This is a genomic window from Micromonospora sp. WMMA1947 (genome assembly GCF_027497355.1).
In the GTDB taxonomy this organism is placed as follows: Bacteria; Actinomycetota; Actinomycetes; order Mycobacteriales; family Micromonosporaceae; genus Micromonospora.
Window position 1 is genome coordinate 2,818,294 of record NZ_CP114909.1, and the last position, 24,482, is coordinate 2,842,775.

A 24,482-nucleotide genomic window follows, 5' to 3' on the forward strand; every position below is an offset into this window, starting at 1 on the left:
AGGCGTTGACAAGGGGCCCTTCCTTGCACGGGGTCAGAACGCGCAGGCGACGACCAGTTCGGTGGTGCGGTCGGGCAGCAGGTCCAGCTTCGCGATCCGGCCCGCCGCGCGCAGGTCGTCGGCGACCGTGCCGAGCTGCTCCAGCACGGCTGCCGGTCCGAGCGCCTCGGCCAGCGGCACCTCCGCCTTCATCGACAGCTTCCGTTCCGACTTGGCGCGGCGCACCTGACCCAGCGCGTCCGCGGCCAGCCGCAGCAGCTCCGGGTCACCCGGCGCCTCCATCGCGCGGCCCACCTCGTACGTGGTCGGCCACGGCGCGCGGTGCACCGACCCGTACCGCCACCACGACCAGACCTCCTCGGTGACGAACGGCAGCACCGGCGCGAACAGGCGCAACTGCACCGACAGCGCGGTCGCCAGCGCCGCCCGGGCCGAGTCGGCGGCCGGCCCGGTGCCGTAGGCGCGTTCCTTCACCAACTCGATGTAGTCGTCGCAGAACCGCCAGAAGAACGCCTCCGTGGCCATCAGGGCGGCCGTGTGGTCGTACCCGTCGAACGCGGTGGTCGCGGTCGCGACCACGCCGGACAGTTCGGCGAGCATCGCGGTGTCCAGCGGTTGGGTCGCCGCGGCCCGCAGCGCGTCGGCGGCGCCCAGCCCGAGCGCGAACCGCGACGCGTTGAGCAGCTTGGTGGCCAGCCGGCGGCCCACCTTGACCTGGGCCGGGTCGAAGGCGAGGTCCATGCCCGGCTTGCCGTTGGCGGCCCAGTAGCGGACCGCGTCGGACCCGCTGCGCTCCAGCAGCGCCATCGGGGTGACCACGTTGCCCTTGGACTTCGACATCTTCTTGCGATCCGGGTCGAGGATCCAGCCGGAGAGCACAGCGGTGTGCCACGGCAGTGCGCCGTGCTCCAGGTGGGACCGCGCCACGGTGGCGAACAGCCACGTCCGGATGATGTCGTGCCCCTGCGGGCGCAGGTCCATCGGGAAGACCCGGCCGAACAGGTCCGGGTCGGTCTCCCAGCCGCCGACGATCTGCGGGGTCAGCGACGAGGTGGCCCAGGTGTCCAGCACGTCCGGGTCGCCGGTGAAACCGCCCGGCACGCCGCGCTGCGACTCCTCGTATCCGGGTGGCGGTTCGCTCGTCGGGTCGATCGGGAGCGACGCCTCGTCCGGTGTGAGAGGGTGGGACCAGTCCGGCTCGCCAGTGTCGTCGAGCCGGTACCACACCGGCACCGGCACGCCGAAGAACCGCTGCCGGCTGACCAGCCAGTCCCCGGTGAGGCCGCCCACCCAGTGCTCGTAGCGGTGCCGCATGTGCTCCGGCACCCAGCGCAGCTCCCGCCCCCGGGCCAGCAGCTCCTCACGCAGGCCGGCGTCCCGGCCGCCGTTGCGCAGGTACCACTGCCGGGTCGAGACGATCTCCAGCGGCCGGTCGCCGCGCTCGTAGAACTTCACCGGGTGGGTGATCGGGCGCGGCTCGCCGACGAGGTCACCCGCGTCGGCCAGCAGCTCCACCAGCGTCCGCCGGGCGCCGTTCACCGTCTGCCCGGCCAGCGCCGCGTAGGGCTCGGCCGGCACGCCGGCCGGCGGCTCGGGCAGCAGCCGCCCATCCCGGCCGATCACCACGCGGGTGTCCAGCCGCAGCTCACGCCACCAGGTCACGTCGGTGAGGTCACCGAACGTGCAGACCATCGCGATGCCCGTGCCCTTGGCCGGGTCCGCCAGCGGGTGCGCGCGCACCGGCACCTCGACCCCGAATACCGGGGTACGCACGGACGCGTCGACCAGGTCCGCGTACCGCTCGTCGTCGAGGTGGCAGACCAGCGCCACGCAGGCCGGCAGTAGCTCCGGGCGGGTGGTGTCGATGAGCACCTCGCGGCCGTCCGGCCCGGTGAACCGCAGCCGGTGGTACGCGCCCGGCCGCTCCCGGTCCTCCAGTTCCGCCTGCGCGACGGCGGTGCCGTACCCGACGTCCCACAGTGTCGGCGCCTCGGCCTGGTACGCCTCACCCCGGGCCAGGTTGCGCAGGAACGCGCGCTGGCTGGCGGCGCGGGCCGCCGACCCGATCGTGGTGTACGTCAGCGACCAGTCCACTGACAGCCCGAGCCGCCGCCACAGCGCCTCGAACGCCTTCTCGTCCTCCACCGTGAGCAGCTCGCACAGCTCGATGAAGTTGCGCCGGGAGATCGCCGTCGGGTTCTTCCGGGCCGCGTCGTCCACCGGCGCCGTCGGCGGGCGCCAGTCCTCGTCGTACGGCAGCGCCGGATCGGGACGCACGCCGTACACGTTCTGCACCCGGCGTTCGGTGGGCAGCCCGTTGTCGTCCCAGCCCATCGGGTAGAAGACCGTGCGTCCGCGCATCCGCTGGAACCGGGCCACCGTGTCCGTGTGCGTGTACGAGAAGACGTGCCCCATGTGCAGCTCGCCCGACACGGTCGGCGGGGGAGTGTCGATCGCGTATACGTCCGACCGCTCCTTCGTGCGGTCGAACGCGTACGTGCCGTTCTCCTGCCAGCGGCGGGCCCAGGTCTCCTCGAGGCCGTCCAGGCTCGGACGCTCGGGGACGCCGCCGCGGGCGCTCCTCGTCGTGTCGGTCATCAGCCGATGGTAGGCAGCCCGGCTGCGCCGCTCCACGACTTTCCCCACCCCGCGCGTCCCCGCGGGAGAGCTAGAGGAGGGAGTCGCGCCACTGCCGGTGCAGGGCGGCGTAGCGGCCGTCGGCGGCGATCAGCTCGGCCGGTGGGCCGTCCTCCACGATCCGGCCGTCGTCGAGCACCAGGACCCGGTCGGCCGTCTCGACTGTGGAGAGCCGGTGGGCGATGACGAGTGCGGTGCGGTCGCGCAGCACGCTGTGCAGGGCCCGCTGCACCAGGCGTTCGGTCGGCACGTCGAGCGCCGAGGTCGCCTCGTCGAGGATCAGCACCCGGGGGTCGGCGAGGAACGCGCGGGCGAACGCGACGAGCTGACGCTGCCCGGCGGAGAGCCGGCCGCCGCGACGGTGCACGTCGGTGGCGTACCCGTCGGGGAGCGCGGCGATGAAGTCGTGCGCGCCGATGGCCCGCGCGGCGGCGACCACCGCCTCGTCGTCGGCGTCCGGGCGGCCGAACCTGATGTTGTCGGCCACGGAACCGCTGAACAGGTGGGTCTCCTGGGTCACCAGCACCACCGCCCGGCGCAGCTCGGCATCGGCCAGGTCGCGCAGATCCACCCCGTCCAGCCGGACCGCACCCGCGTCCGGGTCGTGGAAGCGGGCGACGAGCTTCGCGACAGTGGACTTGCCGGCGCCGGTCGGCCCGATCAGCGCCACTGTCTGCCCCGGCGGCACGGTCAGGTCGAGGCCGGACAGGATCGGCGTCCGGCGGCGGTAGCCGAAGTCGACGTCGCGGAAGACGATCGCACCGCGCGGTGGCCCGCCGGGCAGCGGCAGCGGCCGGGCCGGTTCGGGCACCGCCGGGTGCTCGTCCAGCACGCCGGCCAGCTTCTCCAGCGCGGCGGTCGCCGACTGCAGCGAGTTGTAGAACTGGCTCAGCTCCTCCATCGGCTCGAAGAACCGGCGCAGGTAGAGCAGGAACGCGGCGAGCACGCCCACCTCGACGCCGCCGCCCAGCACCCGCCAGCCGCCGTACCCGAGCACCACCGCCGCGGTCAGGTTGCCGATCAGCCGGATGCCCGGCGAGTAGATCGCGATCAGCCGGAACGCGCGCAGGCTGGAGCGCCGGTAGTCGTCGTTCACCGCGCCGAAGATGCGGTCGTTGCGGTCCTCCCGCCGGTACGCCTGCACGGCCCGGATCCCGCGCAGGGACTCGACGAAGTGCACGATGACCAGCGCCACCGCCTCCCGGGTGCGCCGGTACGCCCCGGCCGACGCGCGGGCGAACCAGCGGGACAGCACGAACAGGAACGGGAACGCGAGCAGTGTCACCGCCGCCAGCGGCAGGTCCAGCCAGAGCAGGATGCCCGCCACGGACAGTACCGACAGCCCGGCCATCACCAGCTTGTCGATGCCGCCGTCGACCAGCTCGCCGATCGACTCCAGGTCGCTGGTCAGCCGGGACACCATCCGCCCCGACGTGTAGCGCTCGTGGAACCCGACGTCGAGGCGCAGGAAGTGCCCGTACACCCGGCGGCGCAGGTCCAGCAGGACGGCCTGGCCGATCCGGGCGGCGAGGGTGAGGAACGCGCGCCGGGCCGTGTACTCGACAGCGGTGGCGACCACGAACGCGGCGGCGACGACGATCAGCGGGCCGGGGTCGCCGGCCCGCAGCGGACCGATGCCCCTGTCGATGCCGAGCATGACCAGGTACGGCCCGGACATCGCGGCGGCGTTCTGCGCCAGCAGCAACACCACCGCCAGCCCCAGCGCACGCCGGTGCGGGCGGAGCAGCAGCCGCAGCAGCAGCCGGCTGCGGGCGCGCAGCCGGGCCACCGCCTCCGGGGACGAGTCCTCGGCCCGGCTGCGGTCCGCGTCCGGATCGGCGGCCCGCCCCCGCCACCGGGACAGGTCGTCACCGCTGCCACCGCGTGCGCCAGTCGTTCCGGAGCCGTTCGGCGCGTCGCGGGGCCGGGGCACTCGCGGCGCGCGGCCGGTCACGAGCGCACCAGGCCGACGCCGTCGCTCCGTCGCTCCGGCTCGGCGGACAGCACCGCCCGGTAGGCGGGTACCCGGGCCAGCAGCTCCGAGTGGGTGCCGACGGCGACGATCCGGCCGTCGTCGAGCAACGCCACCCGGTCCGCCAGCGCCACCGTCGAGGGACGGTGCGCCACCAGCAGGGTCGTGGTGGCGGTCTCCCGCAGGACCCGGCGCAGGGCCGCCTCGACGAGCGCCTCGGTGTGCACGTCGAGCGCGGAGAGCGGGTCGTCGAGCACCAGGACCGCGGGCCGGCCGAGCACCGCACGCGCCAGCGCGAGGCGCTGCCGCTGCCCGCCGGACAGCGACAGCCCTTGCTCACCGACCCGGGTCGCCAGGCCCCACGGCAGCTCGTACGCGAATTCCGCCTGGGCCAGCGCCAGCGCGGCCCGGACCTCGTCCTCGCTGGCGTCCGGCCGGCCCAGGGTCAGGTTCTCCCAGACCGACATGGAGAACAGCGTCGGCTCCTCGAACGCCACGGCGACCAGCCGGCGCAACGAGTCCAGCCGCAGGTCACGTACGTCGTGGCCGTCGAGCGTGATCCGGCCGCCGGTCACCTCGTGCAGCCGGGGGACCAGCGACAGCAGCGTGCTCTTGCCGCAGCCGGTGACGCCGACCAGCGCCATCGTCTCGCCCGGCTCGACGGTCAGGTCCAGGTCGCGCAGCACCGGGCCGGACGTGCCGGGGTAGCGGAAGCGGACCCCCTCGAAGCGGAGCCGGCCGCGTGCCTCGCCCCGGTCGAGCGACCGGGCGTGCGGGGCGTCCACGATGGTCGGCGGCGTGTCCAGGACCTCCTGGATCCGGTCGGCGGCGGTCGCGGCCTCCTGGCCGTTGGCGATGATCCAGCCCAGCGACTGCACCGGCCAGATCAGCATGAGCTGAAGGCTGACGAACGCGACCAGCTCCCCGATGGACAGCACGCCGTCGGCGACCGCTGCGGCGCCGGCCACCAGGACCGCGCCGAGCGTCAGGTTCGGCACCAGGTCGAACAGCGCGGAGGTACGCGCCAGCAGCCGAGCCTTGCCGATCCCGGTGTCGTGCAGCCGGCGCGCACCGACGGCGAACCGGGCCGCCAGTTCCGGCCCGCGCCCGTACGCCCGCATGGTGCGCAATCCCAGCGCCGTCTCCTCGACCAGCGTGGCGACGTCGCCCTGCTGGTCCTGCATGCGGCGCGACGCCGCGTGGTAGTGCCGGGCGAAGCGGCGGCTGATCAGGAACAGCGGTACGGCGCTGGCCGCCACCAGCAGCCCCAGCCACAGGTGCAGCCGGATCAGCAGCGCCACCACCGCCGCGTAGGTGACCAGGTTGAGCACCAGGAACAGCAGCCCGAAGGAGAGGAACCGCCGGATCACCGAGAGGTCGCTGGTGATCCGGGACAGCAACTGGCCGGACTGCCAGCGGTCGTGGAAGCCGGCCGGAAGCCGCTGCAGGTGGGCGTAGATGTCGGCGCGGATGGCGGCCTCCATGCCCACCGAGGACGACGACTGCGTCCAGCGGCGGATGAAGATGAGGACCGCCTCGGCCACGCCGAGCAGCAGCGCCAGCGCGCCGAGCCGCAGCAGCCCGGCCTCGTCGTGCCGGGCCACCGGCCCGTCGACGACCCGCTGCACCACGAGCGGAACGGTCAGGCTCGCCGCGGTGGCCGCAAGCGCCGCGACCAGCAGCCAGGCGAACTCCGTCGCGTACGGGCGCAGGTAGGGCCGCAGCCGCCAGAGGTTGCGCAGCGGCTGGGACCGGGCGTCGATATGCGCCGCGGGGTTGCCGTCGCTGGACGCGGGCACTACCCGACGGTAGCCGCCGGGGGTGACAGTCTCGCTGTCAGCTAGCCGTCACCCGTCCCTCATGCCCGAGAAGCCACTTCTTCACGTCCAGCCCCCAGCGGTAGCCGCCGAGTGAGCCGTCGGTACGCAGCACCCGGTGGCAGGGGACGAACAACGCGGCGGCGTTGCGCGCGCAGGCAGCCGCGGCGGCCCGGATCGCAGCCGGCCGCCCGGCCAGCGCGGCGAACGCGGTGTAGGTGACCGGGTCGCCGGGCTTGACGTCGCGCAGCACCTGCCAGGCGTGCGTCAGGAAGGGCCCGCCGGTGTGCTGCTCGACGGCGATCGCGTCGATGGCGGCCAGGTCACCGTCCAGGTAGGCCCGGACGGCGGTGGTCACCGGACCGAGGTCGGCCCGTTCCCGCAGGTCGCCGCGCAGTCTCGGGTGGATCAGCGGCAGCAGGGCCGCCGGTTCGGCGGTGAAGCCCGCCGCGCGTACCGCGCCGGCCGGGCCGGTGAGCACGCTCAACGGGCCGGCGGGAGTGTCGATGACGGTGCTGTCCACAGTGTTCATGCTGCTCTCCAGAGTCGGATCGTCGCGTACGACCGCCAGGGACGCCAGCGGTCGGCGTACGCGGTCAGGGTCTTCGGGTCGTCGGACAGGCCGAGCGCGGCTGCGCCGCGGCGTACGCCCAGGTCGGTGGTGAGGGCGACATCGGGGTCGCCGAGTGCGCGCATGGCCAGGTAGCCGGTGGTCCACGGGCCGATGCCGGGCAGCGCGGCCAGTCGCCGGACCGCCTCCTCCCGGTCGCCCCCGGGTTCCAGGTCGAGTTCGCCGTCGGCGACGGCGCGGGCCAGCGCCCGGATCGTCTCCCGGCGTGCCGCCGGCATCCGGAACGCCGCGTCCGGCGCCGCGAGCACCTGCGCCGGGCCGGGGAACGCCACCAGGCCGTCCGCCGGATCGTCGGTGCCCGCACCCCCGGTGGATCGGGTGGCGGCCAGCAGGCGGGTGAGCGTGGTCCGTGCCGAGGTCAGCGAGACCTGCTGGGTGGCGACGGCACGGACGGCCAGCTCGAACCCGTCGACCGCGTGCGGGAGCCGGACGCCCGGCTCGGCCGCGACGGCCGGGGCCAGCGCGGGGTCGTCGGCCAGGGTGGCGTCCACCGCGACCGGGTCGGCGTCCAGGTCGAGCAGGCGGCGGCAGCGGGCCACCGCGGGGGCCAGGTCACGCATGTCGGCCAGCCGCAGCGTGGCGGCCACGTGGCCGTCGGCAGGGGTCAGCGCCACCGTGGCGGGACCGTGCGGCAGGCGCAGCCCGCGGTGGTAGGTGCCGTCGCGGACCACCTCGACGTCGGGCAGCGCGCGCAGCGCGAGGAAGTCCAGCAGCGCGCCCGCGTGCAGCGGGGGCCGGTATGCCAGCCGCAGCGAGAGCGTGCCCGCCCCGGTGGTCGCGGCCGGGCTGCGGCGCCCGACCCGCAGCTCGGACGGGGTGCCGCCGTAGACCTCGCGAACCGTGTCGTTGAACTGCCGGACGCTGCCGAACCCGGCGGCGAAGGCCACCTCGGCGAGGCCGAGACCGGTGGTCTCGATCAGGATCCGGGCGGTCTGCGCGCGCTGGGCGCGGGCCAGCGCCAGCGGGCCGGCGCCCAGCTCGGCCCGGAGCATCCGGTGCAGGTGCCGCTCGGTGTAGCCCAGCCGGGTGGCCAGCCCGGGCACCCCGTCGCGGTCGACCACGCCGTCGGCGATCAGCCGCATGGCGCGGCCGACCAGGTCGGCTCGGACGTCCCACTGGGGCGAGCCGGGCGCCGCGTCCGGCCGGCACCGGCGGCACGCCCGAAGCCCGGCCCCCTGCGCGGCGGCTGCGGACGGGAAGAACCGGACGTTGCGCCGTTTCGGTGTCATCGCCGGACAGGACGGCCGGCAGTAGATCCCGGTCGACGTCACGCCGGTGTAGAACCAGCCGTCGAACCGCGGGTCGCGGCTGTCGACGGCTCGGTAGCACCGCTCGAAGTCCAGTTCCATGCCACGATCCTGCCCTGCAGCTCCGACGCTCGGCTGGCGGGATTCGGACATCACGTGCGGCAGTCGCGCCAGCTCGGGGAAGTGGCGGTGTCAACGGTCCCGGGATGCAGCCACCTCGCCGAGGTGGCGTGGATCATGGACGGCGGACCCGAGAAAGTGTCGTAAGTGGTCGGTACCGTCCCGCCACCAACTCAAGAAAAGGTGCGGGGCATGGTGAGCGTGGCCGGGCGGGGTGTCCGCTGATGCGATCGGGGCGAGCACCGCTTGACGCCGCGGTGGTGGAGGGCTTCTACGAGCGGATGCGGGTGGTGGCGCCGGCCGCCTACGGCGCGATCGAGCGTGACCGGGCCGGTGACCCCGGTCGCCCCTTCGCGGACACCGCTTGCGGCCGGCTGGCCGGCTCCCTCGACCCCGACGGGCTGCGCGCGCTCGGCATGTGGGCCCACCACTGGTGCATGCGCTTCTACGACGACGACACCCGGGTCGGCCTGCGACTGGTCCGCGAGATCGCCGCCCGGTCCGGCCTCGGCTGGACCGCCGACGAGGTGCGGTGGTTGCTCGACCGGTCGTACGCGGCCGGGCCCGCCGCCGCGCACCGGTTCACGCTTCCGCTCGCGGCAGCGGCGCAACTACCGGCCGGTGCGCTGCCCGAGGGCGTCGCCGCCGAGGCGTGGCCGGACGACTGGCGCCGGCTGCGGGCCGGCTGAGCGCCGGGTGGGATCGCTGTCCGGTCCGGCATCTGGGCCAGCACCATCGCCCCCACCGCCACCGCGAAACCGGTGAGCTGGACCGGGTCCAGCGCCTCACCGAGCACCACCCAGCCGAGCGCCGCGGCGGTGAGCGGGCTCAGCGCGCCGAGCACCGACACGCGGGAGACAGGCAGTCGTGCCGCGCCCCGGAACCACAGCACGTACGCCAGGGCGGTGCCGGCCAGCCCGAGCCACGCGTACCCGAGAAGGGCCGGCCCGTCGGGCACTGGTGGCGCGGCCTCGACGGCGGCGGCGACCGGCACGATCATCAGGCCCCCGGCGACGAGCTGCCAGCTCGTCGCGGCCAGGACGCCCACGCCGGGCGGCCGGCCCCAGCGGCGGGTGAGCACCAGCCCGGCGGCCATCGCCACGGCCCCGGCCAGTCCGGCGGCGACGCCGAGCGGGTCGAGGCCGGCGCCCGGGCGCAGCACCACGAGGGCGACGCCGAGCGGGGCGGCCACGGCGGCGGCCAGCGCCGGCCGGGTGGGGCGGTCGCGGAGCAGCGCGACGGTCAGCACCGCCACCAGCAGCGGCTGCGCGGCGCCGAGAACGGCGGCGGTGCCGCCGGGTAGGCGGTACGCGGCGAGGAACAGCAGCGGGAAGAACACCCCGATGTTGAGCGCGCCGAGCACGGCGGCGCGCCCCCACCAGAGGCCGTGTGGTCGCCTGCGGGTCAGGGCGAGCAGCAGCAGGCCGGCCGGCAGGGCGCGGATCGCCCCGGCCCAGAGCGGCCGGTCCGGGGGCAGGAGTTCGGCGGTGACCAGGTACGTGGTGCCCCAGGTGATCGGTGCGGCGGCGGTGAGCGCGACGTCGGTCCAGCGGGGGTTCATGTCGGCCTCTTTCTCAGCCCTAAGTATCTTAGCGCTAAGCTAATCAGGCCCGAGCCAAAAGGGGAAGTGGGACGTGCGGCACAATCGGCAGCCGTGACAGGCGACGAGGTGGACGCGATCGTCGAACAGTGGCGGCGGGAGCGGCCCGGCATGCGGCCCGAGCCGATGGCCGTGTTCGGCCGCATCTACCGGCTGGCCCGGCTGGTCGGCGACAGCCAGGAGAAGGTGTACGCGGGCTGGGGCATCGGCCGGGGCGAGTTCGACGTGCTCGCCGCGCTGCGGCGCTCCGGTTCGCCGTACACGCTGGCGCCGAAGGCGCTCGCCGCCTCCCTGATGCTCACCTCCGGCGGCATGACCGGGCGGCTCGACCGCCTCGAACGGGCGGGCCTGGTACGGCGCTCGCCGGACCCGGCCGACCGGCGGGCGCTGCGGGTCACCCTCACCGACACCGGCCGGCGGGTGGTCGAGGAGTCGGCCGAGGCCGGCCTCGCGGTGCAGCGGCGGATCCTCGACGCGCTGCCCCCAGCCGACCAGGACCGGCTGGCCGATCTGCTGCGCGCGTTGCTCGCGGCGGCCGAGGCCGGGCCCGCGGATCCGGCACAATGATCGGCACCGTCACCGCCCGGGAGGACAATCGTGCCCGCCACCGAACCGACGATCGTCGCCACCAGCATGGGTTTCGCCGGCCGTCGCCGCGGCCCGTGGGACGCCCGGCCCAGCGCCCTGTTCGACCTGATGGCCGACCTGGCCGGGGCCGGTGACGCGCCGCGCGTCTGCTACCTCGGCCAGGCCACCGGCGACCAGCCGACCGGCTTCACCGTCTTCTACGGCGCCTTCGCCGGCACCCGGTTCCGCGCCTCCCACCTGGCGCTCTACCCGATGCCCAACGTCGAGGACATCCGCGCCCACCTGCTCGCGCAGGACATCATCTGGGTCGGCGGCGGCAGCGTGGCGAACCTCTGCGCGGTCTGGCGGGTGCACGGCCTGCCGGAGATCCTGCACGAGTGCTGGCAGGCCGGCGTGGTGCTCGGCGGGGTCTCCGCCGGCTCGATCTGCTGGCACACCGGCGGCGCCACCGACAGCTACGGCCCGACGCTGCGGCCCTTCACCGAAGGGCTGGGCTGGCTCCCGTACGGCAACGGCGTGCACTACGACAGCGAGGAGCAGCGCCGCCCGCTGATGCACCGGCTGGTCGCCGACGGCACGCTGCCCGCGAGCCACTGCACCGACGACGGCGTGGGGCTGATCTACCGGGGCACCCGACTGGCCGAGGCGGTGGCCGACCGACCCGGCGTGGCCGCGTACGAGCTGGTCCGCGCCGAGGACGGCACCGCCCGGGAGACCCGGATCGAGCCGCGCCTGCTGTCCGCCGCGCCGCGGTGACCGGCTTCGCGTACCTGCCTGCCCGGCGGTGGCGGCGAGGCGCGTAAGCTGGTTCGTCGTGAGTCTCACCATCGGCATCGTCGGCCTGCCCAACGTGGGCAAGAGCACCCTGTTCAACGCGCTGACCAAGAACGACGTGCTCGCCGCGAACTACCCGTTCGCCACCATCGAGCCGAACGTCGGCGTGGTCGGGCTGCCCGACGAGCGGCTGGCCAAGCTGGCCGAGATCTTCTCCTCGCAGAAGGTGCTGCCGGCGCCGGTCTCGTTCGTCGACATCGCCGGCCTGGTCCGGGGCGCCTCCAAGGGGCAGGGGCGGGGCAACGCGTTCCTCGCCAACATCCGCGACGCCTCGGCGATCTGCCAGGTGGTGCGCGCCTTCTCCGACCCGAACGTGGTGCACGTCGACGGCAAGGTCTCCCCGGCCGACGACATCGAGACGATCAACACCGAGCTGATCCTGGCCGACATCCAGACGCTGGAGAAGGCGCTGCCCCGGCTGGAGAAGGAGGCCAAGCTCCGCAAGGACCGGGCCGCCGCCGTCGAGGCCGCCAAGAAGGCGGTCAAGGTCCTGGACAACGGCGTGACCCTGTACGCGGGCGCCGCCGCCGCGAAGGTCGAGCTGGAGCACCTGCGTGAGCTGCACCTGCTCACCACCAAGCCGTTCCTCTACGTCTTCAACGTCGACGAGGCCGAGCTGGGCAACGAGGAGTTCCTCGACGAGCTGCGCGGCCTGGTCGCGCCCGCCGAGGCGATCTTCATGGACGCCAAGATCGAGTCCGAGCTGGTCGACCTGCCCGAGGACGAGGCCCGCGAGCTGCTGGAGTCGATCGGGCAGTCCGAGCCCGGCCTGAACCAGCTCGTCCGGGTGGGCTTCCGGACGCTCGGGCTCCAGACGTACCTGACCGCCGGCCCCAAGGAGGCGCGGGCCTGGACCGTCCCGGTCGGCGCGACCGCGCCGGAGGCCGCCGGGGTGATCCACAGCGACTTCCAGCGCGGCTTCATCAAGGCCGAGGTGGTCTCCTACAACGACCTGGTCGAGGCCGGATCGATGGCGGCGGCGAAGGCCGCCGGCAAGGTCCGGATCGAGGGCAAGGAGTACGTCATGCAGGACGGCGACGTGGTGGAGTTCCGCTTCAACGTCTGATTTGATTCTGGACTGAGCGCTGCATCAGCAGGATCATCGAGCAGTTGGCTGCTCGTGCAAGGATGCTCCGATGGAACCGGCGACATCGGCGGACGACGTTTGGCGCGCGCTCATGGAGGACACGCAGGGCTGGTGGGTGGATGATCCGGTCTTCCGGGCAGCCTATGAGCACCCCACGTTGCGCGCCCTCTTCCCCATGGCAACGCACGGGACGATCAAGTTCTTCAGGACCGCTTGGAGCTGGCCCGATACCCCTGCCCACGATCTGCCCCTCATCGCCTGCGGCGGCCCTCCCTACCAGGTCATTTCCGCCGGTTATGAGCGGATCATCGGCTTGGCCGCAACGGCGGAAGAAGCCGCAGAGCTGGTAGTCGAGAACCTGCCGCCGGCCCCGGTGATTCCCGGCTCGACGTGTGCAATGCCGTCAGGCGGCGACCAGCGCTGACCGCCCGCAACGCCCTGCCAGCAGGCCGTGAGTCCTGTTCCCGCTGCTGGCGACCCGTGGCGTCCTTGGTTCCGCTTCGACGTCTGAATCCTGGCGGGTCGGCCCTCGGCGTGGCCTGACCGATGTCTTCCCGGCGCCGTGCTGGTCTGTACGACGAGTACCGACCCACGGAAGGCTGGCACGATGCGCAAACTGACCTTCGCCATGAACGTGAGCCTGGACGGCTACGTCGCCGCGCCCGGTGACGACCTCGGCTGGAGTACGCCGAGCGACGAGTGGTTCCAGTGGTGGTCCGACCGGGTGGCGGCGACCGGCACGGCGCTCTACGGTCGACGACTGTGGGAGGCGATGAGCTTTCACTGGCCGACCGCCGATCAACAGCCGGGCGTCACAGCGGCGCACGCCGAGTTCGCCCGTCGCTGGCGGGACATGCCGAAGGTGGTGTTCTCCTCGACGATTAGGCCGGTCGACTGGAACACCCGCCTGGTCACCGGCGACGCGGTCACCGAGATCAGCCGGCTCAAGGCCGAGGACGGTGGTCCGATGGACATCAGTGGCGCCACCATTGCCGCGGCGGCCATGCGGGCCGGGTTGATCGACGAGTACGTGCTCGTCACTCATCCGGTCTTGATCGGTCGCGGTATGCCGTTCTTCACGGCCCTGGACAACTGGGTGAACCTGGCCCTGCGGGAGACCCGGACGTTCCCGGGCGGCGTGCTCCTCACCAGGTACGAGGCCAGGCACTGACCGCCCCCTCCACATGGAGACGCGGCGTCACTCCTGCGCGTCGAGGTCGCGCACTGCGAAGCGGAGGTGTTCCCACTCCTCGTCGAAGATGACGTGGAGGCAGTGCAGGACCGGTGCCTCGTGTTCGGGTGACCACGCTGACGGTCGAGGCTCGGCGAGCAGCGCCGGAGTGACGCCCGTGAGGAACTCCCGCACCATGGCCTGCCGCTCGGACCGCAGATCGAGCACCTGGGCGAGACTCGGCCGCGCCGCGGAGAAGATCGACATGTCGAGTCCGTCCGTCTCGTACTCGGCGTGTGGCTGCCCGAGCGGATGGAAGGGCTGCGGCAGGCGCAGGATCGCCTTGCCGAGCCAGGCGTCGGTGGCGAACGCGAGGTGGCGCAGGGTCTGCGCGAACGACCACTCACCGTCGATCGAGATGTCGGCGGCGCCGTCGGGCATGGACACGACCCGGTCGACCGCGGCCGCCCAGGCTCGTTCGAGCGCCGCCCACGCCGCGCGCAGGCCATCGGGATCCTCGGCATGCCTCAGCTCGCGCCCGGGGAACCGCCGGTTGAGTTCGGCCTCGACGAGCGGCACGACGTCGACACCGTTGACCAGCAGCGCGCCGTCGATGAGCCACGGCGCGTCGATGTCGAGCCCGCGCACGTCGACGCCGCGCATCACCGCGCCGGCCAGCGTCGACCTGGTGAAGCGCGCGCCTTGCAGGTCCCTGTCCACGAACGTCCTGAGGTCGCTCTGGTCCACGGCGCACCCCTCTCGTCGGCGATCGCGGCAATGCTAGCGAGCGGGTCCGACAACGACTGTCGATGCGACCGGACGAAGTTGTCGGCCGCCGGAACATGGCTGTGGCGGCCGCCGGCCCGCATCGCGGACCGGCGACCGCCACCCGTGCCTGTCGTCAGGCGTTCGCCCGGCGGATGGCCGCCATGCCTCCGAGCGCGGCCACCGCGGCGATCAGGGCGGGCCACCCCACCAGCAGGCTGACCTGGTGCTGGCTGCTCAGCCACTGCCAGATGTCACCGAACCAGCCCTGCCAGGTGATCAACGCGACGAGCAGGCCGGTCACCAGGATCAGGGCCGCGCCGGCCCCGAGCAGGCCGTTCATGCCGAACCGGACGTACCAGACGGCGACGAAGACGGCGAGGAAGTTCAGGAACAGGAACGGGACCGCGTAGACGGCGATCTGCAGCTGCCCGTTGTCCACGTCGATGTACGGGATCCGGAAGAACCGCAGCTGGATCCCGAAGCCGCCGGTGGCGCCCTCGATCAGGTTGAGCAGGTAGAGCAGGACGCCGTAGACGACCGCCTGCACCACGTTGACGAGCACCGTGGCGAGGTAGAACGTGCGCCGGGTGACGCCCATGCCGAGGGCGAACGGGAACACCTGGCTGATCGAGGCGGCGGCGACGATCGAGCAGACGATGTAGAGGCTGGCCAGACCGCCTGTGGTGTTCTTGCCCGGCGCCGCCTCGTCGATCGAGGCGAAGATCAGCAGGTTGACGCCGAGCGAGATGGCCATGATGCCCCACGGCCAGGCCAGCTGGCCGATCCAGGCGATGGTGTGCATCCGGGCGACGTCGAGGATGCGAGTCATCGGGTCTTCGTCCTTTCCGTCGTCAGGCGCACCACTGCCTGCTGGAGCGACACCGGCGCCAGGTCGATGCCGAGCTTCTTGGCGCGCATCCGTTCGGCGTTGTCGAACGACCCGCGCAGCGACGCGCGGACCGCGCCGCCGAGCTGCTCGCGGTGCAGCACCCGGTACGCGGCGGCGAACTCGTCCACCACCGCGGCCGGGCCGGACGCCTCCATCACCTCGCCGCGCAGCTCGTCGCTGGGCGCGTCGAGCAGCAGCTTGCCGCGGTCGAGCAGCAGCACGTGCTCGATCAGGTCGGCCACCTCGTCGATGAGGTGGGTGGAGAGCACGACAGTGCGCGGGTTTTCGGCGTAGTCGGCGAGCAGCCGGTCGTAGAAGAGCTGCCGGGCGACCGCGTCGAGACCGAGGTACGGCTCGTCGAAGAAGGTCAGCGGCGCGCGTGCGGCCAGGCCGATCGTCACGCCCAGCGCGGACAGCATGCCGCGGGACAGCTTGCGCACGTTGCGCTTTCGCGGCAGGTCGAAGTCGTCCACGAGGGACTGTGCGAAGTCCTCGTCCCAGTTGGGGAACAGCCGCTTGGCCAGGCTCAGGACGTGCCGGACCTGGTAGGCGGCCGGGTACGTCTGGCTCTCCTTGATGAAGGCCACCCGCGACAGCACCCGCTCGTTCTCGTACGGGCGCTCGCCGAAGAGTGTGAGGTCGCCGCTGGTGCTGCTGTTCTGGCCGGTGATCAGCTGCATCAGCGTCGTCTTGCCGGCGCCGTTGCGGCCGAGCAGGCCGTAGATCTTGTTTCCGGTCAGCGTGAAGGTGATGTCGTCGAGAGCGGTCACGTCGCCGAACCGCTTCGTGAGGCCGGCTGCCGCCACGACGCTCATCGCTGTTCCTCCCCTGTCTCGATGAGCTTCTTCAGCTCCTCGGTGCCGATGCCCAACTTGCGTGCCTCCTCGATGAGGGGCCGCACGTACTGGTCGGAGAACTCGCGCCGGCGGCGTTCCCGGAGTGTTTCGACGGCCCCCGTTGCCACGAACATTCCGATCCCCCTGCGCTTGTAGAGAAGCCCGTCATCGACCAGGCGGTTGATCCCCTTGGCGGCGGTCGCCGGGTTGATCCGGTGGAACGCCGCCAGTTCGTTGGTGGACGGCACCTGGGTCTCCTCCGCGTACGTCCCGTCGATGATCGAGTTTTCGATCAGCTCCGCGATCTGGACGAAGATCGGCCGGCCGTCATCCATCCCGGTTCTTTGGTTCATTACTCATGTAACTAACCATGGCACCCCGGAGGTTGGGCGTCAAGTGCCACAGGGGACCCCAACCGCCGGCGATCAAGGAGTTCGGGTCACGCCGACCGGCCCGACCGGACACCAACTCCTTGATCATCGGGCGCGGGCAGGGGCAGGGGCGGGGGCGGATCAGGTGACGGCGGGACTGCGGCGTTCGATCAAGGTCACGTCTCGCCAGGTGCCGTGGTGGCGGCCCACCCGCTCGCGGGTGCCGACGACGCGGAAGCCGCACGTCGCGTGCAGCGCGAGGCTGGCGGTGTTCTCCGGGAACACGCCGGACTGGATGGTCCAAATCCCGGCCGCCTCGGTGGAGGCGATCAGCGCGTCCAGCAGTGCCCGACCGACCCCGCGCCCGCGCCCCCGCGGGTGCACGTAGACGGAGTGCTCCACCACACCGGCGTAGACGCATCGGTCGGAGACCGCCGAGCAGGCCACCCAGCCGAGCACGTCGCCGGCCTCGTCGAGCGCCACCCAGCGGTGGCCGGGCAGGCGGGTGGCGGTGAAGCGCGCCCAGTCCGGCGGCGCGGTCTCGAACGTGGCGTTGCCCTCGTCGATGCCGAGGCGGTAGATCTCCAGCACGGCGTCGGCGTGCGAGTCGTCCATGGCGGCGACGGTGACTGTCATCGGTACCTCCCGGCCGGGACGGCGGACACCGGCGCCGTCAGCGTATCGGCGCAGGTCGAGGGCCGGGACGCGAGACCCCGGCCCTCGACGGAAGCGCTACCGCCGCCGGTAGACGGAGATGTGCGAGCGGCTGTCCGCGTCGAACGGCGACCGGTCCCAGTCGGCGTACCGCTCGGTGAGCCGCAACCCGGCCCGCTCCGCCAGTTCGTCGATCTGCTCGGGCCAGGCGTACCGCATGGCGAACGGCTTGAGGTGCACGCCCGAGGCGTCGAACGTGACGGTCTGCCGCACGAACGTCTGCGCCGCCCGGTCGTACCGGTGGACGCGGATGGTGGCCGAGTCCTCGGTCACCTCCCGCACCTGGACCTGCTCGTCCCGGTCGAAGTCCGCCGGGTCGGGCACGAAGGTCTCGATGACGAACGCCCCGCCGGGCGCGAGCACCCGGGCGACGTTGCGGAAGCACGCCGCCTGGCGCTCCTCGGAGACCAGGTTGAACAGCGTGTTGAACACCAGGAAGACCAGACGGTACGGCCCGGCGACCGGGACGTCCGCCATGTCGCCGATGGTGACGGGCATGTCCGCGCCGCCCGGCTTGGCGCGCAGGTGCGCGACCATCTCCGGGGACGCCTCGACGCCCTCCACGGCGATGCCGCGGGCGGCCAGGGGCAGGGCCACCCGGCCGGTGCCGACAGCGAGTTCGAGCACCGGGCCGCCGTCGGCCAGCGGCGCGAGGAAGTCGACGGCCGGGGCCGGGTCGGGATTGCCGGGGCCGTCGTAGGTGGCGGCCCAGAGCCGGCCGAACAGGCCGGGATCGTCGAAGACGGACATCACACGCCCTCCCGCCGGGCGGAAGGGGCAGGACGCGGCGCGAGGTCAGTGACCTGCGCCGGAATGGGGTACGACAACACGAAGCCTCGTTTCGGATGAGGTGACGACGGGTCGGCTGGGCTTCGCAGCGTGTGGCATGGCGGTGCTCCCTCCGGTCGGCTTCGAGGGGTCCAGCAGACCAGCGGCCGCCCGAGGGGACAACCGGATTACGCCCGCAGCGCGTCGTCCACAGCGGTCTCCCGGCGGCCGAGGTGCACCGGATCCCGCCCGGTCAGCACGTCCACGGCGGCCTTGACGCACGCCCCGTACTCCCGGGTGGAGCTGATCCGCCACTGGCCGGCGTACCGGCGGGCGGTGTCGTCGCCGACGCCGACGGTGTCGATGCCCGCGTCCCGGCAGAGTGCCACCGCGCGCGGCAGGTGGAACGACTGGGTGACCACAGTGGCCCGCCGGACCCCGAAGACGCGGTGCGCGCGGACGCACGAGTCGTACGTGTCGAACCCGGCGTGGTCGAGCACCGTCCTGTCCGCCGGGACGCCCCGGTCGACGAGCCAGCGCCGCATCGCGTCCGGCTCGTCGTAGTCCCAGTTCATGTGGTCACCGGAGAGCAGCAGCACCTTGACCTTGCCGGCGGCGTACAACTGGCGGGCGATCTCCAGCCGGGCGGCGAGGAACGGCGCCGGCGTGCCGTCCGGGTTCACCTTGGTGCCCAGCACGAGGGCCACCGGCGTCTCCGGCGCGTCCGCGGCGTCGAACAGGCGGCCCTCGGCGGCGTCGCGGACCCAGACCGCGCTGGCGGCCGTGGCGGCGCCCAGCAGCACCACGGCGGCGGTGGCGAGCACCAGGAGGCGGCGGACCAGGCGTACGGCGCGCGGACGGTCGCCCCGCCAGGCCCGCCATCGCGCCGTGAGCCGTCGCATGGCGGCGATTGTGCCAGGGCGGGTCAGGAGATGTGGTGCAGGATCACGTTGTGCACGTGGTGGCTCTTCTGTGCGCCCCGGAACTCGACCTCGTAGGTGTGCGTGCCGACGTGCACGGCGATCGAACCGGTGGAGAAGAACGAACCACCCCAGGACTTGTTGCTCACCACGCTCACGCTGGTGATCTTCGAGTAGGGGATGCTGGTGATCGCGTACCGCTTGCCGACGAAGGAGCGGTCCTGGATGATCACCCGCCGGTCGGTCAGGCCGATGAAGCCGGTGCCGGTGCCCACCGCGTCGTAGACGGCGATGATCTGCTCACCGGGCAGCAGCCCGCTCTGGATCTGCTGGAACTGTTCCTTGCGGTCGTACGTGGGGCCAGACATGCACCCGAGGGTAGGCGGGGCGTGCCAGTGGGTCAGGGTTCGGTGACCGCGCGGACCGCGTCCTCGATGCGCGCCGCGAGCAGCACCTCACCCTCGGTGAGTGGCTCGCCGTCGCCGTGGCCCAGCCGGATCTGGGTACGATCGGCCCGGCGGCTGATCTCCGGGCGCAGCCGCAGCGCGTCGGCCACGACCGCGACCCGCTCGGTGAGCGCGGCGTGCTGGGTGTCGTCGAGGACGATCGTGCGGCGGATCTGTTCGCCCTCGCGCGTCCATCCCGACAGCAGGGCCAGGGCGTCGCTGAGGTAGTCGTGCTTCGCACGGCCGCTGAACAGCACGCGCATCACCGCACCTCCCAGGCGTCGTTGCCGGCTTGTGGCCAAATCGTCGCCATCCCGTGTCCCAGTCGACGCCCTCTAGTCTCTCGCCACTCAGATGGTGTGTCCACGCCCACACTTCCGTGTTCTGTTGACCTGACGGACGACGCAGCTACCCAAACCGCCGATTGATCTGGCACGCTGGTGGCCCGTGCGGACCGAACGGGTTAGCGGAAGCGGGCAGGCCGACCGGCGGGAGCCGAGGGTGGTCGTCGGGGCGGCGATCATCGAGGGCGGCCGGGTGCTGGCGTGCGAGCGCTCCGCGCCCCCCGAGGTGGCGGGGCGCTGGGAGTTCCCGGGCGGAAAGGTCGAGCCGGGCGAGGCCGAGACCGACGCGCTGGCCCGGGAGTGCGTCGAGGAACTCGGCGTACGGGTGGCGATCGGCGCGCGCGTCGGCCGGGACGTACGGATGGCGCACGGCCGATCCGTGCTGCGCGTCTACGCCGCCCGCCTGCTGCACGGCGACGAGCCGAAGGCCCTGGAGCACGCCGACCTGCGCTGGCTCTCCGCCGCCGACCTGGACAGCGTCGACTGGCTGCCGGCCGACGTGCCGATCGTGGCCGCGCTGCGCCCGCTGCTCGACACCCCCTGAGCGAACGCGGCGCGAGCCGGGCCGTCCGGTGAACCGGACAGCCGGGCAGAAACGGGACGAGGGCCCGCGGCGCGTGCCGCTGGCCCCCGTCGTCGTGCTGCTGTTCAGTGCTTCGGCTCGTCCTGCTGCGGGTGAGCGAAGTTGAGGTGCTCGGGCGGCAGCGGGAACGTCACGTCGTCGCCGAACGGCGACGGCGCGGCGGCCTTGTTGAACGTCAGTTCGGTCAGCGGCAGCTTGCCGTTGGCGTCCACCGCCGGGGCGGTCGGGTGCGGCACCTCGCGGTGCCAGTTGACGCCCTGCTGGGCCTGACGCTCCGCGGCGCTGTCGTGCGAGCCGCCCGCGTGCGAGTGCACCCCGCCGGCGTGCGAACCGCCGCCGTGCGCGTGCGCCCCGCTCTGCGCCCCTCCGGACGTGACGGCACCGCTCGAATGCCCGCTGGTCGCGCTGGTCTGAGGCACCTGACCCCTCCGGAAGATCTTGTTACCGAGCCACACAAGGGGATCGTACCTGCGGTCGACGACCCGTTCCTTCATGGGGATGATTCCGTTGTCGGTGATCTTGATGTGCTCGGGGCAGACCTCGGTGCAGCACTTGGTGATGTTGCAGAATCCGAGTCCCATGTCCGACTGCGCGTACTCCCGGCGGTCGGTGCGCGCGTCGAGCGGATGCATGTCCAGCTCGGCCGCCCGGATGAAGAACCGGGGACCGGAGAACGCCGGCTTGTTCTCGTCGTGGTCACGGATCACGTGGCAGACGTTCTGGCACAGGAAGCACTCAATGCACTTGCGGAACTCCTGCGAGCGCTCGACGTCGACCTGCTGCATCCGGTAGTCGCCGGGCGCCACGTCGGCCGGCGGCGCGAACGCCGGGGTCTCCCGGGCCTTCTCGTAGTTGAACGAGACGTCGGTGACCAGGTCCCGGATCACCGGGAACGTGCGCAGCGGGGTGACCGTGACGGTCTCCGACTCCTCGAACGTCGACATCCGGGTCATGCAGCCCAGCCGCGGCTTGCCGTTGATCTCCATCGAGCAGGAGCCGCACTTGCCGGCCTTGCAGTTCCACCGGCACGCGAGGTCCGGCGCCTCGGTGGCCTGGAGCCGGTGGATCACGTCGAGGACCACCTCGCCCTCGTTCACCTCGACCGTGTAGTCCTTCAGGTCGCCGCCGGTCTCGTCGCCCCGCCAGATGCGGAACTGGCGCTTGTTTCCCATCAGTTGTTCGCCTCCTCGGTGAGGGCGTCGAACTCGGCGAGTTCCTCGTCGGTCAGGTACTTGGCCAGCTCGGCCCGGTCGAACAGCCCGATCAGCTCCGGCCGCATCTTCGGCAGCGGCTTGTGGGTCAGCCGGACCGCGTCCCCGTCCAGCGAGCAGACCAGGTTGACGCTGCGCCACTTCGGGTCCATCGCCGGGTAGTCCTCCCGAGTGTGCCCGCCGCGCGACTCCTGCCGTTCCAGCGCCGCCATCGCGGTGCACTCCGAGACCACGAGCATGTTGCGCAGGTCCAGCGCCAGGTGCCAGCCCGGGTTGTAGCGCCGGCCGCCGACCGCGCTCACCTTCGCCACCCGCTCCCGCAGCTCGGCCAGCCTGCGCATGGCGTCCGCGAGTTCACCCTCGCGCCGGATGATCCCGACCAGGTCGCCCATGACCGCCTGGAGGTCCTGCTGGAGCTGGTACGGGCTCTCACCGGTGTCGCGCTGCAGCGGCGCCAGCGCCGTCTCCACGGCGGCCTCCACCGCCGCCACCGACACCGCCGGGCGGGTGGTGAGCTGATCGGTGTACGTGGCCGCGTGCCCGCCCGCGCGCTTGCCGAACACCAGCAGGTCGGACAGGGAGTTGCCGCCGAGCCGGTTGGAGCCGTGCATGCCGCCGGACACCTCACCGGCGGCGTAGAGCCCGCGTACCGTGCCGTACGCCGCGCCGGAGTCCGGGTCCACCTCGACGCCGCCCATCACGTAGTGACAGGTCGGGCCGACCTCCATCGGCTCCTTGGTGATGTCGACGTCGGCCAGCTCCTTGAACTGGTGGTACATCGACGGGAGGCGGCGGCGGATCTCGTCGGCCGACTTACGGGAGGCGATGTCCAGGTAGACGCCGCCGGCAGGCGTACCCCGGCCTTCCTTGACCTCGCTGTTGATCGCGCGGGCGACCTCGTCGCGGGGCAGCAGCTCCGGCGGACGCCGGTTGTTGTCCGGGTCGGTGTACCAGCGGTCCGCCTCCTCCTCGGTCTCCGCGTACTGCTTGCGGAACACGTCGGGGACGTAGTCGAACATGAACCGCTTGCCCTCGGAGTTCTTCAGCACGCCGCCGTCGCCGCGTACCGACTCGGTGACCAGGATGCCCTTCACCGAGGGCGGCCAGACCATGCCGGTCGGGTGGAACTGGAGGAACTCCATGTTGATCAGGGTGGCCCCGGCGCGCAGCGCCAGCGCGTGGCCGTCGCCGGTGTACTCCCACGAGTTCGAGGTGACCTTGTAGGACCGTCCGACGCCGCCGGTGGCGAGCACCACCGCGGGCGCCTCGAACAGGACGAACTCGCCGGACTCGCGGTAGTAGCCGAACGCACCGGCGACGCGGTCGCCGTCGAGCAGCAGCTCGGTGATCGTGGTCTCGGAGAAGACCCGGATCCGCGCGTCGTAGCTGCCGAACTCCTGCTTGTCCTCCTGCTGGAGCGAGACGATCTTCTGCTGGAGCGTACGGATCAGCTCCAGGCCGGTCCGGTCGCCGACGTGCGCCAGGCGCGGGTACTCGTGGCCACCGAAGTTGCGCTGCGAGATCTTCCCGTCCTTGGTGCGGTCGAACAGCGCGCCGTACGTCTCCAGCTCCCAGATCCGCTGCGGCGCCTCCTTGGCGTGCAGCTCGGCCATCCGGAAGTTGTTGAGGAACTTGCCGCCGCGCATGGTGTCCCGGAAGTGCACCTGCCAGTTGTCGCGCGAGTTCACGTTGCCCATCGCGGCCGCGGCGCCGCCCTCGGCCATCACCGTGTGCGCCTTGCCGAACAGCGACTTCGAGATGATCGCGGTCTTCTTGCCGGCCAGCCGGGCCTCGATCGCCGCGCGCAGGCCGGCGCCACCGGCCCCGATCACGACGACGTCGTAGTGGTGTCGTTCGATTCGCGTCTCAGTCATGTCCAGGCTCTCAGTTGATGAACCGCAGGTCGTTGATCCAGCCGGCGGCGACCGCCATCACGTAGAAGTCGGTGAGCGCCAGGGTGCCCAGGGTGATCCAGGCGAGCTGCATGTGCCGGACGTTCAACCAGGACACCCCGGTCCACGCCTTGTAGCGCATCGGGTGCTTGGAGAAGTGCTTGAGCCGCCCGCCGATGATGTGCCGGCAGGAGTGGCAGGAGATCGTGTACGCCCACAGCATCACCACGTTGCCGAGCAGGATGATGTTGCCCAGGCCGAAGCCGAAGCCCTCGGGGGAGTGGAAGGCCAGGATCGCGTCCCAGGTGTTGATCAGCGAGATGATCGCCGCGGCGTAGAAGAAGTAGCGGTGCAGGTTCTGCCCGAGCAGCGGGAACCGCGTCTCGCCGCTGTACGACTGGTGCCCGTCCGGCACCGCGCAGGCCGGCGGCGACAGCCAGAACGACCGGTAGTACGCCTTGCGGTAGTAGTAGCAGGTCAGGCGGAACAGCAGCAGGAACGGCAGGGTGAGCGCCGCGTCCGGGATGATCCACCAGCCGGGCAGGAACTGGCCGAAGTGCGAGGAGCCCTCGACACAACGGTCGGTGACGCAGGGGGAGTAGAACGGCGTCAGGTAGTGGTACTGCTCCACCCAGTACCACTTGTGCATGAAGACCCGGACTGTCGCGTAGATGACCCAGGCGCTGAGCCCCACCACGGTGATCAGCGGCGCGAGCCACCATCTGTCGGTCCGCAACGTCTTCGCCGCGATGGCGGCGCGTGCCCGCCCTCCCCGCGGCTGCGGTCTCGGCGTCCTGGCCGACGTAGTTGTCATTCGAGTCATCTCCCTGACGTCACTGTCACGTCCTGCGCACGCGCGAGGCCACACCGGCGAACCGGTGCGGCTAAGTGACACACGTTACGCCGATCTTCACGGCCCGGCCGCGCAACGCAGTGTCCCGTGTGTCCCGCAGCTTGGAAAGAGTCAGTTCATGATCAATGTGGCGGGTCGGTCGAACGGTGCGCCGACCGGTTGCCTGACGCGCCGGGCGGCGCG

At 72.0% G+C, this 24,482-nt stretch carries 24 protein-coding genes and 1 pseudogene; 7 read left to right on the forward strand and 18 right to left on the reverse strand.

Annotation, left to right across the window (positions count from 1 at the left end; translation table 11 throughout):
* Nucleotides 1-33: 33 nt before the first annotated feature.
* The 5 genes from valS to O7604_RS13620 all read right to left on the reverse strand — a co-directional run bounded on the left by valS (nt 34) and on the right by O7604_RS13620 (nt 8,406).
* Nucleotides 34-2,598 carry a valine--tRNA ligase gene (gene valS, locus O7604_RS13600; protein ID WP_281579786.1) on the reverse strand — a complete coding sequence of 855 codons (2,565 nt, stop codon included), beginning with the start codon at nt 2,596-2,598 and terminating at the stop codon, nt 34-36.
* 70 nt (nt 2,599-2,668) lie between these two features.
* On the reverse strand, nt 2,669-4,501 hold the full coding sequence (locus O7604_RS13605) for an ABC transporter ATP-binding protein (protein WP_281579961.1): 1,833 nt from the start codon (nt 4,499-4,501) through the stop codon (nt 2,669-2,671).
* A gap of 86 nt (nt 4,502-4,587) precedes the next feature.
* On the reverse strand, nt 4,588-6,408 hold the full coding sequence (locus O7604_RS13610) for an ABC transporter ATP-binding protein (protein WP_281579787.1): 1,821 nt from the start codon (nt 6,406-6,408) through the stop codon (nt 4,588-4,590).
* Nucleotides 6,409-6,445: 37 nt separating this feature from the next.
* The gene (locus tag O7604_RS13615; RefSeq protein ID WP_281579788.1) at nt 6,446-6,958 is read right to left on the reverse strand and encodes a methylated-DNA--[protein]-cysteine S-methyltransferase; all 513 of its coding nucleotides are present in this window, start codon (nt 6,956-6,958) and stop codon (nt 6,446-6,448) included.
* A complete protein-coding gene (locus O7604_RS13620; protein WP_269704115.1) occupies nt 6,955-8,406 on the reverse strand; it encodes an AlkA N-terminal domain-containing protein in 1,452 nt (483 codons plus the stop codon). The genes O7604_RS13615 and O7604_RS13620 overlap by 4 nt, the downstream gene beginning before the upstream one ends.
* A gap of 242 nt (nt 8,407-8,648) precedes the next feature.
* Here O7604_RS13620 and O7604_RS13625 point away from each other — a divergent pair, with 242 nt between their 5' ends.
* Nucleotides 8,649-9,113 (forward strand): hypothetical protein, encoded by a 465-nt coding sequence (locus O7604_RS13625; RefSeq protein WP_269704116.1) that lies wholly within the window; start codon nt 8,649-8,651, stop codon nt 9,111-9,113.
* Nucleotides 9,114-9,163: 50 nt separating this feature from the next.
* Here the strand turns inward: O7604_RS13625 and O7604_RS13630 are convergent.
* Nucleotides 9,164-9,985 (reverse strand): annotated as a pseudogene (locus O7604_RS13630) (EamA family transporter); the annotation flags it as partial.
* A 93-nt stretch (nt 9,986-10,078) separates the two neighbouring features.
* Here O7604_RS13630 and O7604_RS13635 point away from each other — a divergent pair.
* The 5 genes from O7604_RS13635 (at nt 10,079) to O7604_RS13655 (ending at nt 13,704) form a co-directional block, all read left to right on the forward strand.
* Complete coding sequence (locus O7604_RS13635) at nt 10,079-10,591, forward strand: MarR family transcriptional regulator (protein WP_269704117.1); 513 nt, start codon at nt 10,079-10,081, stop codon at nt 10,589-10,591.
* A gap of 30 nt (nt 10,592-10,621) precedes the next feature.
* Complete coding sequence (locus O7604_RS13640) at nt 10,622-11,368, forward strand: peptidase E (protein WP_269704118.1); 747 nt, start codon at nt 10,622-10,624, stop codon at nt 11,366-11,368.
* Nucleotides 11,369-11,426: 58 nt separating this feature from the next.
* A complete protein-coding gene (ychF, locus tag O7604_RS13645; protein ID WP_281579789.1) occupies nt 11,427-12,512 on the forward strand; it encodes a redox-regulated ATPase YchF in 1,086 nt (361 codons plus the stop codon).
* A gap of 70 nt (nt 12,513-12,582) precedes the next feature.
* On the forward strand, nt 12,583-12,957 hold the full coding sequence (locus O7604_RS13650) for a DUF6193 family natural product biosynthesis protein (RefSeq protein WP_269704120.1): 375 nt from the start codon (nt 12,583-12,585) through the stop codon (nt 12,955-12,957).
* A 183-nt stretch (nt 12,958-13,140) separates the two neighbouring features.
* Nucleotides 13,141-13,704, forward strand: coding sequence for a dihydrofolate reductase family protein (locus tag O7604_RS13655; RefSeq protein WP_269704121.1), 564 nt, complete (start codon nt 13,141-13,143; stop codon nt 13,702-13,704).
* A gap of 27 nt (nt 13,705-13,731) precedes the next feature.
* Here the strand turns inward: O7604_RS13655 and O7604_RS13660 are convergent, their stop codons facing one another.
* From O7604_RS13660 to O7604_RS13700, 9 genes are all read right to left on the reverse strand, one after another.
* Complete coding sequence (locus O7604_RS13660) at nt 13,732-14,451, reverse strand: DinB family protein (protein ID WP_281579790.1); 720 nt, start codon at nt 14,449-14,451, stop codon at nt 13,732-13,734.
* Between the two features lie 154 nt (nt 14,452-14,605).
* Nucleotides 14,606-15,301: an ABC transporter permease gene (locus tag O7604_RS13665; RefSeq protein ID WP_281579791.1), complete on the reverse strand. Its 696-nt coding sequence runs from the start codon at nt 15,299-15,301 to the stop codon at nt 14,606-14,608.
* Complete coding sequence (locus O7604_RS13670; RefSeq protein WP_281579792.1) at nt 15,298-16,176, reverse strand: ABC transporter ATP-binding protein; 879 nt, start codon at nt 16,174-16,176, stop codon at nt 15,298-15,300. The genes O7604_RS13665 and O7604_RS13670 overlap by 4 nt, the downstream gene beginning before the upstream one ends.
* Nucleotides 16,173-16,532, reverse strand: a complete 360-nt coding sequence (locus O7604_RS13675; protein WP_128137275.1) for a GntR family transcriptional regulator — start codon at nt 16,530-16,532, stop codon at nt 16,173-16,175. Before O7604_RS13675 ends, O7604_RS13670 begins: the two co-directional genes overlap by 4 nt.
* Before the next feature lie 177 nt (nt 16,533-16,709).
* Nucleotides 16,710-17,204 (reverse strand): GNAT family N-acetyltransferase, encoded by a 495-nt coding sequence (locus O7604_RS13680; RefSeq protein ID WP_269704126.1) that lies wholly within the window; start codon nt 17,202-17,204, stop codon nt 16,710-16,712.
* A gap of 96 nt (nt 17,205-17,300) precedes the next feature.
* Complete coding sequence (locus O7604_RS13685) at nt 17,301-18,032, reverse strand: class I SAM-dependent methyltransferase (RefSeq protein ID WP_269704127.1); 732 nt, start codon at nt 18,030-18,032, stop codon at nt 17,301-17,303.
* Between the two features lie 206 nt (nt 18,033-18,238).
* Nucleotides 18,239-18,952, reverse strand: coding sequence for an ElyC/SanA/YdcF family protein (locus O7604_RS13690; protein WP_269704128.1), 714 nt, complete (start codon nt 18,950-18,952; stop codon nt 18,239-18,241).
* A gap of 23 nt (nt 18,953-18,975) precedes the next feature.
* Nucleotides 18,976-19,338 carry a PH domain-containing protein gene (locus O7604_RS13695; protein WP_013288454.1) on the reverse strand — a complete coding sequence of 121 codons (363 nt, stop codon included), beginning with the start codon at nt 19,336-19,338 and terminating at the stop codon, nt 18,976-18,978.
* 32 nt (nt 19,339-19,370) lie between these two features.
* Nucleotides 19,371-19,679: a 4a-hydroxytetrahydrobiopterin dehydratase gene (locus tag O7604_RS13700; RefSeq protein ID WP_018784696.1), complete on the reverse strand. Its 309-nt coding sequence runs from the start codon at nt 19,677-19,679 to the stop codon at nt 19,371-19,373.
* 184 nt (nt 19,680-19,863) lie between these two features.
* Between O7604_RS13700 and O7604_RS13705 the strand changes: the two genes are divergently transcribed.
* Nucleotides 19,864-20,304 (forward strand): (deoxy)nucleoside triphosphate pyrophosphohydrolase, encoded by a 441-nt coding sequence (locus O7604_RS13705; protein ID WP_281579793.1) that lies wholly within the window; start codon nt 19,864-19,866, stop codon nt 20,302-20,304.
* Nucleotides 20,305-20,408: 104 nt separating this feature from the next.
* Here O7604_RS13705 and O7604_RS13710 read toward each other — a convergent pair whose 3' ends face one another.
* Genes O7604_RS13710 through O7604_RS13720 form a run of 3 tightly spaced genes read right to left on the reverse strand, consistent with a single transcriptional unit; the run spans nt 20,409 to nt 24,260 of the window.
* Nucleotides 20,409-21,515: a succinate dehydrogenase/fumarate reductase iron-sulfur subunit gene (locus O7604_RS13710; RefSeq protein ID WP_281579794.1), complete on the reverse strand. Its 1,107-nt coding sequence runs from the start codon at nt 21,513-21,515 to the stop codon at nt 20,409-20,411.
* On the reverse strand, nt 21,515-23,428 hold the full coding sequence (locus tag O7604_RS13715; protein WP_269704133.1) for a fumarate reductase/succinate dehydrogenase flavoprotein subunit: 1,914 nt from the start codon (nt 23,426-23,428) through the stop codon (nt 21,515-21,517). Before O7604_RS13715 ends, O7604_RS13710 begins: the two co-directional genes overlap by 1 nt.
* Nucleotides 23,429-23,438: 10 nt before the next feature.
* Nucleotides 23,439-24,260, reverse strand: coding sequence for a hypothetical protein (locus tag O7604_RS13720; RefSeq protein ID WP_269704134.1), 822 nt, complete (start codon nt 24,258-24,260; stop codon nt 23,439-23,441).
* Between the last annotated feature and the right edge of the window lie 222 nt (nt 24,261-24,482).

Excerpts from the sequence above, each read along its gene's own strand:
- O7604_RS13690 (WP_269704128.1), bottom strand. The coding sequence starts at position 18,952 with ATGCGACGGCTCACGGCGCGATGGCGGGCCTGGCGGGGCGACCGTCCG.
- O7604_RS13655 (WP_269704121.1), top strand. The coding sequence starts at position 13,141 with ATGCGCAAACTGACCTTCGCCATGAACGTGAGCCTGGACGGCTACGTC.
- O7604_RS13680 (WP_269704126.1), bottom strand. The coding sequence starts at position 17,204 with ATGACAGTCACCGTCGCCGCCATGGACGACTCGCACGCCGACGCCGTG.
- O7604_RS13720 (WP_269704134.1), bottom strand. The coding sequence starts at position 24,260 with ATGACAACTACGTCGGCCAGGACGCCGAGACCGCAGCCGCGGGGAGGG.
- valS (WP_281579786.1), bottom strand. The coding sequence starts at position 2,598 with ATGACCGACACGACGAGGAGCGCCCGCGGCGGCGTCCCCGAGCGTCCG.
- O7604_RS13670 (WP_281579792.1), bottom strand. The coding sequence starts at position 16,176 with ATGAGCGTCGTGGCGGCAGCCGGCCTCACGAAGCGGTTCGGCGACGTG.
- O7604_RS13675 (WP_128137275.1), bottom strand. The coding sequence starts at position 16,532 with ATGGATGACGGCCGGCCGATCTTCGTCCAGATCGCGGAGCTGATCGAA.
- O7604_RS13615 (WP_281579788.1), bottom strand. The coding sequence starts at position 6,958 with ATGAACACTGTGGACAGCACCGTCATCGACACTCCCGCCGGCCCGTTG.
- O7604_RS13650 (WP_269704120.1), top strand. The coding sequence starts at position 12,583 with ATGGAACCGGCGACATCGGCGGACGACGTTTGGCGCGCGCTCATGGAG.
- O7604_RS13700 (WP_018784696.1), bottom strand. The coding sequence starts at position 19,679 with ATGCGCGTGCTGTTCAGCGGCCGTGCGAAGCACGACTACCTCAGCGAC.
- O7604_RS13710 (WP_281579794.1), bottom strand. The coding sequence starts at position 21,515 with ATGGGAAACAAGCGCCAGTTCCGCATCTGGCGGGGCGACGAGACCGGC.
- O7604_RS13665 (WP_281579791.1), bottom strand. The coding sequence starts at position 15,301 with ATGACTCGCATCCTCGACGTCGCCCGGATGCACACCATCGCCTGGATC.
- O7604_RS13625 (WP_269704116.1), top strand. The coding sequence starts at position 8,649 with ATGCGATCGGGGCGAGCACCGCTTGACGCCGCGGTGGTGGAGGGCTTC.
- O7604_RS13715 (WP_269704133.1), bottom strand. The coding sequence starts at position 23,428 with ATGACTGAGACGCGAATCGAACGACACCACTACGACGTCGTCGTGATC.
- O7604_RS13685 (WP_269704127.1), bottom strand. The coding sequence starts at position 18,032 with ATGTCCGTCTTCGACGATCCCGGCCTGTTCGGCCGGCTCTGGGCCGCC.
- O7604_RS13695 (WP_013288454.1), bottom strand. The coding sequence starts at position 19,338 with ATGTCTGGCCCCACGTACGACCGCAAGGAACAGTTCCAGCAGATCCAG.
- O7604_RS13620 (WP_269704115.1), bottom strand. The coding sequence starts at position 8,406 with ATGGAACTGGACTTCGAGCGGTGCTACCGAGCCGTCGACAGCCGCGAC.